The organism is Halopseudomonas aestusnigri, assembly GCF_002197985.1.
Lineage (GTDB): Bacteria > Pseudomonadota > Gammaproteobacteria > Pseudomonadales > Pseudomonadaceae > Halopseudomonas > Halopseudomonas aestusnigri.
Genome location: NZ_NBYK01000004.1, coordinates 304,228 through 316,895, shown reverse-complemented (window position 1 = coordinate 316,895; position 12,668 = coordinate 304,228). Strand labels below are relative to the sequence as shown.

At 60.0% G+C, this 12,668-nt stretch carries 12 protein-coding genes; 10 read left to right on the top strand and 2 right to left on the bottom strand.

The features are described from left to right. Positions 1-47 precede the first annotated feature (47 nt). Entirely contained in the window at positions 48-3,263 is a 3,216-nt protein-coding gene (gene rne / locus B7O88_RS09125; protein ID WP_088275399.1) for a ribonuclease E, read from the bottom strand. Between the two features lie 672 nt (positions 3,264-3,935). On the opposite strand from rne, the gene rluC reads away from it, so the two are divergent. From rluC to sppA, 3 genes are read left to right on the top strand one after another with little or no spacing between them, the layout of a single operon-like run. Further along, positions 3,936-4,901 carry a 23S rRNA pseudouridine(955/2504/2580) synthase RluC gene (rluC, locus tag B7O88_RS09120; RefSeq protein WP_088275397.1) on the top strand — a complete coding sequence of 322 codons (966 nt, stop codon included), beginning with the start codon at positions 3,936-3,938 and terminating at the stop codon, positions 4,899-4,901. Beyond that, positions 4,888-5,574, top strand: coding sequence for an HAD-IIIA family hydrolase (locus B7O88_RS09115; RefSeq protein ID WP_088275395.1), 687 nt, complete (start codon positions 4,888-4,890; stop codon positions 5,572-5,574). Before rluC ends, B7O88_RS09115 begins: the two co-directional genes overlap by 14 nt. A 29-nt stretch (positions 5,575-5,603) precedes the next feature. Then, on the top strand, positions 5,604-6,572 hold the full coding sequence (sppA, locus tag B7O88_RS09110) for a signal peptide peptidase SppA (RefSeq protein ID WP_088275439.1): 969 nt from the start codon (positions 5,604-5,606) through the stop codon (positions 6,570-6,572). A 2-nt stretch (positions 6,573-6,574) separates the two neighbouring features. On the opposite strand, the gene B7O88_RS09105 is transcribed toward sppA, so the two are convergent. Beyond that, the gene (locus B7O88_RS09105) at positions 6,575-7,153 is read right to left on the bottom strand and encodes a Maf family protein (RefSeq protein ID WP_088275393.1); all 579 of its coding nucleotides are present in this window, start codon (positions 7,151-7,153) and stop codon (positions 6,575-6,577) included. Positions 7,154-7,362: 209 nt separating this feature from the next. Here B7O88_RS09105 and B7O88_RS09100 point away from each other — a divergent pair, with 209 nt between their 5' ends. The 7 genes from B7O88_RS09100 (at position 7,363) to fabF (ending at position 12,657) form a co-directional block, all read left to right on the top strand. Then, positions 7,363-7,806 (top strand): YceD family protein, encoded by a 444-nt coding sequence (locus B7O88_RS09100; protein ID WP_160003160.1) that lies wholly within the window; start codon positions 7,363-7,365, stop codon positions 7,804-7,806. A gap of 19 nt (positions 7,807-7,825) precedes the next feature. After that, entirely contained in the window at positions 7,826-8,008 is a 183-nt protein-coding gene (rpmF, locus tag B7O88_RS09095) for a 50S ribosomal protein L32 (RefSeq protein WP_088275389.1), read from the top strand. A 3-nt stretch (positions 8,009-8,011) separates the two neighbouring features. Further along, complete coding sequence (gene plsX / locus B7O88_RS09090) at positions 8,012-9,031, top strand: phosphate acyltransferase PlsX (RefSeq protein ID WP_088275387.1); 1,020 nt, start codon at positions 8,012-8,014, stop codon at positions 9,029-9,031. Between the two features lie 86 nt (positions 9,032-9,117). Continuing rightward, positions 9,118-10,056 (top strand): ACP S-malonyltransferase, encoded by a 939-nt coding sequence (gene fabD / locus B7O88_RS09085; RefSeq protein WP_088275385.1) that lies wholly within the window; start codon positions 9,118-9,120, stop codon positions 10,054-10,056. 10 nt (positions 10,057-10,066) lie between these two features. Next, positions 10,067-10,807, top strand: a complete 741-nt coding sequence (fabG, locus tag B7O88_RS09080) for a 3-oxoacyl-ACP reductase FabG (protein WP_088275437.1) — start codon at positions 10,067-10,069, stop codon at positions 10,805-10,807. Positions 10,808-10,980: 173 nt separating this feature from the next. Further along, positions 10,981-11,217, top strand: coding sequence for an acyl carrier protein (gene acpP / locus B7O88_RS09075; RefSeq protein WP_088275384.1), 237 nt, complete (start codon positions 10,981-10,983; stop codon positions 11,215-11,217). Between the two features lie 198 nt (positions 11,218-11,415). Further along, on the top strand, positions 11,416-12,657 hold the full coding sequence (gene fabF / locus B7O88_RS09070) for a beta-ketoacyl-ACP synthase II (RefSeq protein ID WP_088275382.1): 1,242 nt from the start codon (positions 11,416-11,418) through the stop codon (positions 12,655-12,657). Positions 12,658-12,668 lie beyond the last annotated feature (11 nt).

The window sequence follows — 12,668 nt, the reverse complement described above, 5'->3', positions numbered from 1 at the left end:
ACCATAAAAAAGGGGATGCAATGCATCCCCTTTTTCGTTGCCGACTATCAGGGCTTGTCGCCCTCTGTCGGCTCAGGCTTGCGCGGCGCTTGTTCCGTCTCGGCCTGTTCTGGCGATGGCTCTACCTGAGCGTCGGCCTGCACGGCTTCGTCGGCAGTTGCAGCATCGGCAGGTTGCTCGGCAGCAGCATCGGTGAGCAGATCAACCTGTTGAGGCTGGCTCGGCTCTACCTCTGCAGCCTTTTGCTCGACAGCCTCTGCCGGCGCTTCAGGCTGATCGACAACGGCTTCCTGCGCGGCAGGTTGCTCAGGCTGTACCTGTGCGGCCCTGGCCGCTTCTTCCTCGGCCTGACGCTTGGCTTCAAGCTGGCGCTTGCGAATCTCGCGTGGGTCATTGTAGGCGCGGCCGCTCTCTGTCAGGGCGGGGATGCTGCTTTCGGCCTGAACCGGCTGCTCGGCGACGGCTTCGACCTTGGGCGCTTCTGCAGGTACTTCTGCTGTCGGCTGCTGGCTGGCTTCTACCTTGGGTTCCACCTCTGCAGTTACCTGTGCGACAGGCGCTGGCTCTTCTGCCGGCTGTTCGACCGCTGCCGGCTCGCTGGATACCGTTGCCTCGGTGCTTTCTACCGGTGCTTCGCTCTCCTGGCTATCGGTCTTGGCCTCAGCTTCTACTTTGGCTTCAGCTTCGATGCTGGCTTCCTGCGGCTGAGCCTGGCTGAAGGCTTCAACGGCTGTCTCGATGGAGGCCTCTGCCTTGCTTGCCGCTTCACTCAGGCTGGCTTCGACCGGTGATTGCAGGTCGGCAACCTCGGCCTGCTGCTCCTCATCAGCCTTGCCCTCGGCCGGTGCGTCTCCGGTATTGGCGGTTGCTGTCGCTACTGCTGCAATGCTGGCTGCGCTTGCTGCGTCCGGGTTACTGTCAGCTGAGGCTGAGGCTGAGGCTGAGGCTGAGGCTGCTGCGTCTGCGTTATCGCCCTGGCTGTCGGTATCGGTCCCTTCGGCTTGCGGACGACGACGGTTGTTGCGGCGGCGCTGGCTGCTGCGAGAGCGACGTTTGGGGCGTTCACCTTCGCCGGCGTCGGTTTCCGCGCTGACGCTTTCGTCGGCCACATCGGCGGCGCTGACCTGATCTTCGATCTGCTCGACCGGCTCAGTCTGCTCGGGGCGCGGCTGTTGCGGCCGACGCTCGCGCTGCGGGCGCTCCTGGACGGGGCTGTCCTCGCGGCTGCTCTGCTGCTCTGTATCCGCCTGTGGCGTAGCAGCAGGAGCCGGACGACGACGGCGGCGCTGCTGATTGCCAGCCTCGTTGCGCGCTTCTGTGCTTTCTGCTTCGTTGCTGCGCTCGGTGCGCGGCTGTTGTTTGCGCTCAGTGTCCTGACGGTTGCCGCGCTCGCTGCGTTCGGTGCGTTCAGGGCGTTCTGCACGCTCACCGCGCTCGTTGCGGTCACCGCGCTGACGGCGGTTACGGTTGTTGCGGCGCTCGTCGGCGTTGCGGCTGCTGCGCTCGCGCTTCGGTTCGCTGCTGGCTTGCTCCTGCTGTTTGGCAGGCTCGGCCGCAGGCTGCTCACTGGCAAACAGGCCGACCAGGCTCTTGATCAGGCCCTTGAACAGATTGGGTTGGGCGGCCTGAACCGCTTCAACGGCAGCTGGCGGAGTCGGCGCGGGGCGTGCAGGGGAAAGTGCCTTGACGGCGGCTTCCTGGCGCACGATGGCGCGGGTCTGGCTAACCGGAGCCGGCTCTTCCACTTCAACCGTGCTGGTGGCGTTGTAGCTGGTTTCACCGTTCAGGACAGATTCGTGGTCGTCGCGCAGGCGCTGGACATCGAAATGCGGGGTGTCCATGTGCGGGTTTGGCAGAACCAGTACGCGAACGCGGGTGCGTGCTTCGGTTTTGGCCAGAGCATCGCGCTTTTCGTTCAACAGGAAGGTGGCAACCGGTACCGGCACGTGGGCGCGGACTTCGGCTGTGCGTTCCTTCAGGGCTTCCTCTTCGATCAGGCGCAGAACCGACAGCGACAGGGATTCGACATCGCGAATGGTGCCGCGGCCGTTGCAGCGAGGGCAGACGATACCGCTGGTTTCACCCAGCGACGGACGCAGACGCTGACGAGACATTTCCAGCAGGCCGAAGCGAGAGATGCGGCCAACCTGAACGCGGGCGCGATCGGCTTCCAGGCTCTCGCGAACGCGTTCCTCAACGGCGCGCTGGTTTTTGGCTGGCGTCATATCGATGAAGTCGATAACAATCAGACCGCCAATGTCGCGCAGGCGCAGCTGGCGGGCTATCTCTTCAGCCGCTTCCAGGTTGGTCTGCAGTGCGGTTTCCTCGATATCGCCACCCTTGGTTGCGCGGGCGGAGTTGATGTCGATGGAGACCAGGGCTTCGGTATGGTCGATTACGATAGAGCCGCCGGACGGCAGCTTCACTTCGCGCTCGAATGCGGTCTCGATCTGGCTTTCGATCTGGAAGCGATTGAACAGCGGCACGGGGTCTTCATACAGCTTGACCTTGCTCGCGTACTGCGGCATGACCTGGCTGATGAAGTTGAGGGCCTCTTCCTTGACCTCTGGGCTGTCAATCAGCACTTCACCGATGTCCTGGCGCAGATAGTCACGAATGGCGCGGATGATGACATTGCTTTCCTGATAGATCAGGAACGGGCTCTTGCGTTCTTCGGAGGCACCTTTGATGGCTTCCCAGAGCTGCAGGAGGTAGTCAAGGTCCCATTGCAGTTCTTCGGCGCTGCGGCCAAGGCCTGCGGTGCGCACGATCATGCCCATATCGGCAGGGACGTTGAGGCTGTTCAGGGCTTCGCGCAGTTCATTGCGCTCTTCACCCTCGATGCGTCGGGAAATGCCGCCGGCACGCGGGTTGTTCGGCATCAGCACCAGATAGCGGCCAGCGAGGCTGATGAAGGTGGTCAGGGCTGCGCCCTTGTTGCCGCGTTCTTCCTTGTCGACCTGGACGATGACTTCCTGGCCTTCTTTCAGAACGTCTTTGATGTTGACGCGACCTTCAACCTGTTTGGAGAAGTATTCGCGGGAGATTTCCTTGAGCGGGAGAAAGCCGTGTCGTTCGGAGCCGAAGTCGACAAAGGCGGCTTCCAGGCTGGGTTCGACGCGGGTGATACGGCCTTTGTAGATGTTGGCCTTTTTCTGCTCGCGAGCGCCGGATTCGATATCCAGATCGTAGAGGCGTTGACCATCTACCAGGGCGACACGCAACTCTTCGGGTTGAGTTGCGTTAATGAGCATTCTTTTCATGAAGTACCGTTGTGTTTCCGATGCTTTCCGGTCTACACGGGCACGGCACCTGCGACTCTCTGGTTCGGTGTCAGGTGTGTTTCTGTCATCGGCACTCGGCCGAGATGCAGAGTTCACATCGCCAGGTTATGGCGACAGTTCAATCTGTTACAGCTACTGCATACAGAGAAACTGCTTCTGGACTCCCGGCAGAACGGTTCTGGCGGGCGCGGCAGCGGGTGGCTGCCGGAAGGGGCTCTAGGGTGTCAGCGCATTGTCTGCGGGGGCCTTCGAGCCATACAGCCGTCGCACCTTGCGCGGCTGCCGGGAATCCTTGGGGAGGAATCAGCTGGACTGGGGACGGGGACACGCTGTTTGGCAAGTGTCTACGCTCGTCACATCATCCTGAAGCTGTGCATCTCCACCTAAACACGTACCCATCTGAATCGGGTGCCGCTCCGTTGTTGGTCGGTAGCGGGTTAATGTTCTGGCCTTCATCACGATGGCCAGGGTGTAAGCATGAGCCCTGTCGGCGGCGGGTGTTGCCTGCTGCGACCGGGCTGCATGTGGTTGTTTCTGGGGTTTGGCAGGTGGTTTTGACCTGAGATCCCCGGCTGCAGAATCGGCAGCTCGCCGGACTATAGCAGTATTTTTTAAGTGCTTCAATTGAATGAAAAATTGTATGATGCGCCGATGAAAAACACCTCTCCAGAACTGCCTGCCCAAGTCCAATTCGATGATATCTCTGCCGATCAGGCGGGGCAGCGCATCGATAATTATCTGATTACGCGCCTCAAGGGGGCTCCCAAGACGCTTGTCTATCGCATTTTGCGCAAGGGCGAGGTGCGAGTGAACAAGGGTCGGGTCAAGCCGGACTACCGCCTGCAGGCGGGCGACCAGTTGCGCATCCCGCCGGTGCGTCTGCCGGCACCTGACGAGCCGGTGCTGGTCGGGCAGGGCATTCTTAATGCGCTCGAGCAGAATATTCTGTTTGAAGACAAGGGAGTTATTGTGGTGAACAAGCCGGCTGGCCTGGCGGTTCATGGGGGTAGCGGTCTGCATTTCGGCGTTATTGAGGCAATGCGCCAGTTGCGTCCGGATTGCCCGCAAATGGAGCTGGTTCATCGGCTTGATCGTGATACCTCCGGCTGCCTGATGATTGCCAAGAAGCGCAGTGTGCTTCGGCATCTTCATGCGGCGCTGCGGGGTGATGGTGTCAACAAGCGGTATTGGGCTCTGGTGCGCGGGCGCTGGCCCGGGTCGACAAAAAAGGTGCATGCGCCTTTGCAGAAAAACAACCTGCGCTCCGGCGAGCGTATGGTTGAGGTGGATCCGGCCGGCAAGGAGAGTTTGACCGAGTTCAAGGTGCTGCAGCGGTTTGCCGATTACGCGACCCTGGTCGAGGCAAGGCCCATTACCGGTCGCACTCATCAGATTCGAGTGCATGCCAAGTATGCGGGGCATCCAATTGGTGGTGACCCCAAGTACGGTGATGATGACTTTTCCCGCGAGTTGCGAGAGCTGGGCGGCAAGCGCTTGTTTCTGCATGCGCGCTCGCTGTCGGTGGAAATGGCCGATGGCAGCATGCTGGAAGTTGAGGCCGAGCCGGGTCCGATGTGGGATGAAACGCTGCGCAGGCTGGCCAATGTCGGCAATTGATACGTTGATTTTTGATTGGGATGGCACGTTGGCTGATTCGGTCGGTCATATCGTCAGTGTCATGCAGCGCGCAGCGGCAGTCGTCGGGCTCGATGTGCCTGCTTCGGATGCGGTGCGCGGGATTATCGGTCTGAGTCTGTCCGAGGCGGCGGCCAGGCTGTTTCCGCAGCAGCCTCATCTGCATGTCGTTGTGGTCGAGGCCTACCGCGATATCTATCTGTCTGATGATCAGGCAAGCGTGTCATTGTTCCCTGGTGTGCGTGAGGCGCTTGATACCTGGCGTGAGCAGGGGTTCAGGTTGGCAGTGGCCACAGGCAAGGGGCGTAAAGGCCTGGCGCGAATTCTCGAGCAGCACGATATGCTCGATTACTTCGATGCAACGCGCTGTGCCGACGAGGCGTTGAGCAAGCCGGATCCTGCCATGCTGCACCAGTTGGTTGATATGCTTGAGACCTCGGCCGCGCGCTCGCTGATGGTTGGCGACAGCAGTTTTGATATTGAGATGGCACATAATGCCGGGATGCGCTCGGTCGCTGTCAGCTATGGGGCTCAATCGCGGGCGCAGCTGCTGGCCTGTGCGCCCTTGCATTGTATTGATGCATTTGCCGAGTTGCCGCTGTGGCTGCGTGCTCAGCGTGCTGATTGGGCAGGTAATCTGACTGAGAGGCTGTAATGGATCGTGATCGCTGGACTGAAGGTGAAATGGTGTCTGCGGCTGACTCCAAGGGCGTTGTTGAGGACGCCAAGGCGTGGGCTTTGCTGGAGAGCACGCTGAATGCGTCGCTGCAGGAGCAGCGACGGTCACGCCGCTGGGGGATTTTCTTCAAGCTGCTGACCTTTACCTATCTGTTTGTGGCGCTGGTGCTATTGTCGCCCCTTGGGCAGCTGGGATCCTCTGCGGCGGTAGGACCGCATACGGCGGTTATTGAGGTGCGCGGCGTGATTGCCGATCAGGAGGAGGCGAGTGCCGACAACCTGGTTGGGGCCTTGCGCGAGGCGTTTGAAGATGAAAACACCAAGGGCATTGTGCTGCGAATCAACAGTCCCGGTGGAAGTCCAGTGCAGTCCGGCTACGTCTATGACGAAATCAAGCGGCTGCGCGCGCTGCATCCGGATGTGAAGGTGTATGCGGTTATTACCGATATTGGCGCCTCGGGTGCCTATTACATTGCCTCCGCTGCAGATGAAATCTATGCCGATAAGGCCAGTCTTGTGGGTTCGATCGGGGTAACTGCTGCCGGCTTCGGATTTGTCGGCACCATGGATAAGCTGGGTGTCGAGCGGCGTACCTATACCGCCGGCGAGCACAAGGCGTTCCTGGATCCGTTTCAGCCGGAAAAGCCCGATGAGCGTGCCTTCTGGCAGCAGGTGCTGAACACCACCCATGAGCAGTTTATTCGCAGTGTGCGTGAGGGGCGTGGAGATCGGCTGAAAGAGACGCCGGATATGTTCAGCGGTCTGGTCTGGTCGGGTGAGCAGGCGCTGGAGCTTGGTCTGGTTGATGGTTTGGCGAGTACGTCTGCCGTTGCACGTGATGTGATCGGTGCTGAGGATCTGGTCGATTTCACCCGTCAGGAGTCGCCGCTGCAGCGCTTTACTCGCCAGCTGGGCGCCAGTGTCGGAGCGGAGCTGGCGACGCGCCTCGGGTTGCAAGGTCCGTCGCTGCGCTGAGTTCAGGGTAGGTTGAGGCCTTCGTTCGCGAGCATGGCGCGCAGGCGGATCAATGGCAGTCCGATCAGGCTGGTCGGGTCATTCCCCTGGATGCGTGCAATCAGGGTGATGCCGAGTCCCTCCGACTTGAAGCTGCCAGCGCAGTCGTAGGGTTGCTCAAGTTGCAGGTAGCGCTCGATCTCCTCGGGGTTCAGGTCGCGAAAGGTGACGTGCACGGGCTCGATGCAGGTTTGTTCGTGACCGTTTGCGCTGTTCAGGACGCAAAGGGCTGTTGAAAAGGTCAGTGTGCGGCCGCTGCTGCGGGTCAGTTGGTCGACTGCGGCGGCGTGGCTCACTGGCTTGCTGACGGGTTCCCCATCGAGCAGCAGGACCTGATCCGAGCCGATGATGAGGTGATCGCTGAATCGGCTGCGCAGTGTCTGTGCTTTGGTTCGGGCCAAGCGCTGGGTGAGTTGCTCGGCGGTTTCGCCCGGCTGCGGGGTTTCGTCGATATCCGGCGAGGCGCACTCGAACGGCTGTCGAAGGCGTTCAAGCAGGCTCTTGCGGTATGGTGAGCTGGAAGCAAGAACCAGTTTTTGCATGTTGTATCTCCGCTGGGTTGAGGTGCTTATGGTAGCGGCTGGGATGATTGTTGTGCGAGCTGCCGAACGGCATGCCCAAGGGCTTAAATAGTTTTGACAGGCGGGGTTTGTGCCCCTAGAATTGCGCGCTTATGTCTGGAACCATACCCCCGCACATCGAACCGGCTCGACTGGTTGACCGCAGAATTACGCTGAAAGGCGTAGTGAAGGTGAGCAGTCTTGAGCGCTTTTCGGCGGTGTTGCAGGCCGCGACTGGAGAAGTTCAGGTTGAACTGTACTTTTCCCGGGACGAGCAGCGCATAGCAACCATGCATGGTCATTATCAGGTCGATGCCCCGTTGTTGTGTCAGCGTTGTCTTGAGCAGGTTGTCGTGCCGATCGACAGCGAGTGTGATGTGGGGTTTGTAACGAGTGACGAGGCGGCAAAACAGCTTCCGCGTCACTATGAACCGGTTATTGTGGGTGATGAACCGCTCGATCTGCATGCGCTGATCGAGGACGAGCTGCTCCTGGCTTTGCCTGCAGTTCCGATGCATCCGCAACAAACATGTCAGCATCCGCCAGGGTATCGCCCTGAGACGGCGGAGCTGGAGGAAAAGTCTGAGAAGCCTAATCCTTTCAGCGTGCTGGCCAAATTAAAACGCGATACCTGAGCTTAGGAGCTTATTAGTCATGGCTGTTCAGCAGAACAAAAAGTCCCGTTCCGCACGCGGCATGCGTCGTTCGCATGATGCCCTGTCCGCCTCCGCCTTGTCCGTTGACAAGACCACTGGTGAAACCCACCTGCGCCACCACGTTTCCCCTGACGGTTTCTACCGTGGTCGTCAGGTGATCAACAAGGACAACGACGAATAAGTCTTGTCCACGTCAATCCGCATTGCGATTGATGTGATGGGCGGGGACCGCGGTCCCCGCTGCATTGTCCCTGCTGCGCTGCGCAGTCTCTCGCTGTACCCCTCCCTGCATATTACTCTGGTTGGTGCCGCCGACATTGTCGAACCGCTGCTGAGTGATGCTGTTGTTGCTTCTGATCGTCTGTCATTTCGTCCTGCCCGTGAACAGATTCTCGCTGATGATCCGCCTGCCAGCGTGCTGCGCGGTAAGCGCGATGCCTCCATGCGTGTTGCTCTTGAGCTGGTCCGAGACGGGCAGGTTGATGGCTGCCTGAGTGCTGGCAATACCGGTGCGCTGATGGTGCTGGCGCGTGCGGTGCTGGGCACCCTTGAGGGTATTCGTCGGCCCGCAATCATGGCCGCGTTGCCGGTATCGGGGCGCCTGTGTCATGTCCTTGATCTGGGCGCGAACGTGGATTGCCCGGCCGAACAGTTGGTCGAGTTTGCGATCATGGGCGCTGCCGCGGCCGCTGAGCTGAGCGGTAACCCGGCGCCGCGGGTCGGACTACTGAATATCGGCAGCGAGACCCATAAGGGCAATCGCCAGGTACGTCAGGCGGCCGCGTTGCTGCAGGTCTGCCCGGCGATCAATTATGTTGGTTCGGTCGAGGGTGATGGCCTGTTTCGGGGGGAGGCGGACGTAGTGGTCTGTGATGGCTTTGTCGGTAATGTGCTGCTGAAAGCCAGTGAAGGGGTAGCGGGCTACCTGCAGGCGGAGCTGCGCAGTGCGGTGGCGGATAGCTGGTTGCTGCGTTGGCTGGCACCGCTGGTGCTGGATGTCACCCGGCGCACGCGCGAACGCCACGACCCGGCACGCTATAACGGGGCTAGCCTGCTTGGTCTGCGCGGCGTGGTGATGAAAAGCCACGGTTCGGCAGATGAGGAGGCGATTCTGGCTGCCATAGGGCATACGTTCAAGGCGTGTCAGGCCCGCTTGCCGGAGCGTATTGCCGGTCGGGTGCGTGAATGCGGGGCCGTGCTGTGACCCCGGGCGCATTGCCGGCATCCAAATTCCGATGTCACACGCAGGTGTCTAGACTCTCTGCAATCTTTTGATAACAGGATGATGTTATGACTAACACCCTTGGCTTTGTCTTTCCCGGTCAGGGCTCCCAGTCCGTCGGCATGCTGGGCGAACTGGCCCAGCAGCACGCGATTATCACTGAGACGTTTGCCGAAGCATCCAGTGCTCTGGGTTACGATCTCTGGGCGCTGAGCCAGAACGGTCCCGAAGCGGATCTGAATCGCACTGATCGCACCCAGCCTGCGATTCTGACTGCGTCTGTTGCCCTGTGGCGACTCTGGTGTGCCGAATCCGGCGTGCGTCCTGGCTTTGTTGCCGGGCACAGTCTGGGTGAATATTCGGCGCTGGTTGCGGCCAATGTGCTTGATTTTGCCGATGCGGTGCGTCTGGTTGAACGTCGCGGCCAGCTGATGCAGCAGGCCGTGCCCGAAGGGCAGGGCAGCATGGCTGCTATTCTGGGGCTGGAAGATCAGCAGATCATTGATATCTGCGCTGCGGCATCTCAGGGTGAGGTAGTCAGTGCGGTCAATTTCAATGCGCCGGGTCAGGTTGTGATTGCCGGGCAGGTCGACGCCGTCGCTCGGGCGATTGATGGCTGCAAGGCGGCTGGTGCCAAGCGTGCGCTGCCGCTGCCGGTCAGCGTGCCGTCGCATTGCGCGCTGATGCAGCCGGCTGCCGAGCAGTTGGCTGAGGACTTTGCGGCGCTGAGCTGGCGCGCGCCGGAGATTACCCTGGTGCAGAACGTTACTGCGCGTCCGGCGTCGGATGTGACCGCGCTGCGTCAGTTGCTGGTCGAGCAGCTGTACAGTCCGGTTCGCTGGGTAGAGTCGGTTGTTTACATGGCCGAGCAGGGCGTAACCGATCTGGTCGAGTGTGGACCGGGCAAGGTGTTGGGTGGTCTGAACAAGCGTTGCGCCAAAGGTGTCAACAACCACAGTCTGGAAAGCGTGGCGGGTTTTGATGCGTTCCGCGCGCAGTTTGCTTGAGGAGCAGGGCATGAGTCTGGAAGGAAAGGTTGCACTGGTTACCGGTGCCAGCAGAGGGATTGGTCAGGCAATTGCGCACGCGCTGGCCGCTCAGGGTGCAGTGGTCGTCGGCACGGCTACCAGCGATGCGGGCGCCCAGGCGATCGCTGACAAGCTGGCAGAGGCGGGCTACAAGGGTACCGGCATGAAGCTGGATGTGCGTGATGCCGAGTCTGTCAGTGCTGTTTTGTCGGCCATTACCGAGGCCTACGGTGCGCCGGCCATCCTGGTCAATAATGCAGGTATCACCGCCGATAATCTGCTGATGCGCATGAAAGATGAAGAGTGGGATGATGTGATCGGCACCAATCTCAGCTCGGTCTACCGTTTGTCCAAGGCAGTCCTGCGGGGCATGACCAAGGGCCGCTGGGGGCGTATCATCAACATCAGTTCCGTGGTCGGCTGCATGGGTAACGCCGGTCAGTCGAACTACGCTGCGGCCAAGGCGGGTATGGAAGGTTTTACCCGCGCGCTGGCGCGAGAAGTCGGTTCGCGAGCCATTACTGTGAACGCGGTAGCACCTGGCTTTATTGACACCGACATGACGCGTGCGCTTAATGACAGCCAGCGTTCGGTCATGCTGGAGCAAATTCCGCTCGGTCGTCTGGGGCAGGCAGAGGAAATTGCTGCCGCTGTTGCGTTCCTGGCGAGCGAAAATGCTGGCTACATCACCGGTGCTACACTGCCGGTCAACGGTGGCATGTACATGTAATTCACTGCCGGTATCGACCGGGGTCGATATTGGCTTGAGTTTCATTGGGTGGAAGCCGCAGGCTTTGACCTCTTTGCGTCAGAGACGATTCGCGCTTGAAACCAAGAGAATTGTTTCTATAAACTACCCGCAGTCCGGCTTCTCGGAACTGCAAATAGGAGTGAGAACAAGGTATGAGTACCATCGAAGAACGCGTCAAGAAAATCGTTGCCGAGCAGCTCGGTGTCAAAGAAGAAGAAGTAACCAACAGTGCTTCTTTTGTTGAAGATCTTGGCGCTGACTCCCTGGACACCGTGGAGCTGGTGATGGCTCTCGAAGAAGAATTCGAGACCGAGATTCCGGATGAAGAAGCCGAGAAGATCACCACCGTTCAGGAAGCTATCGACTACGTGAACGCTCACCAGAAGTAATCACGTAGCCTGCTTGCAGGACGAAAAAAGCCGCAGTACTGGTTTCCAGGCTGCGGCTTTTTTGCATCCGAATATTTGCACCTGTCGGTTGTGCCGCGGTTCGTGTTGCCGCAGGCGGCATTTGCACGGACAATAGGGCGATTTTGCGCAGGCTCGCGGGCCTGTAGCGGTTTTCACGAGTTGAATAAGGAGTGTGCCGTGTCGCGCAGACGCGTTGTTGTAACTGGTCTGGGTATGCTATCGCCGCTGGGTAATTCGGTTGAGAGCAGTTGGCAGGCGGCCCTGGCGGGCAAGAGCGGTATCGGTCCGATCGAGCATATGGATGTCAGTGCGTTCTCAACCCGCATCGGCGGCTCGGTTCGCGACTTTGACGTCGAGCTGTACATGGCGGCCAAGGAAGCGCGAAAGCTGGACCTGTTTATTCAATACGGTCTGGCGGCCTGTATTCAGTCGCTTCAGGACTCGGGTCTCGAAGTCACCGACGAGAATCGCGACCGCATTGGTGTGGTCATGGGGTCCGGTATTGGTGGTCTGACCAACATCGAAAAGAACTGCGAGCAGTTGCTTAACAGCGGTCCGCGTCGTATTTCTCCGTTCTTCGTTCCGGGTTCGATCATCAACATGGTCGCCGGTTATTTGTCTATTCAGTATGGGTTGCAGGGGCCGAACTACGCCCTGACCACGGCCTGCACGACAGGCACGCACAGCATCGGTATGGCTGCGCGCAACATTGCCTATGGCGAAGCCGATGTCATGGTGGCTGGTGGTTCCGAGATGGCGACTACCGGTCTGGGGCTGGGCGGTTTTGCCGCGGCTCGTGCCATGTCGACTCGCAACGATGACCCGCAGGGCGCGAGCCGCCCCTGGGATCGTGAACGGGACGGCTTCGTACTGTCCGACGGCGCCGGGGCCATGGTGCTGGAAGAGTATGAACACGCCAAGGCTCGCGGTGCACGCATTTATGCCGAGCTGGTCGGCTTCGGCATGAGTGGTGACGCCTATCACATGACCGCGCCGCCGGAAGACGGCCGTGGCGGTGCCAAGTGCATGGTCAATGCACTCAGGGATGCCGGTCTGAACCCGGAGGATGTTGACTATATCAACGCCCATGGCACCTCGACTCCGGCTGGTGACATTGCCGAAACCTGTGCGGTCAAGTCTGTGTTTGGCTCCCATGCCCGTGATCTGGCCATCAGCTCGACCAAGTCGATGACAGGACACCTGCTGGGCGCTGCCGGCGCGGTAGAGGCGGTATTCAGTGTCCTTGCACTGCGTGATCAGGTGGCGCCGCCAACCATTAACCTGGATAACCCGGACGAGGGGTGTGATCTGAACTATGTTGCGCACCAGGCGCAGCAGCGCAAGATTGAGGTCACGCTGTCCAACTCCTTCGGTTTTGGCGGTACCAACGGCAGCCTGGTATTTCGTCGCTGCGAATGAGCCAGCCCACA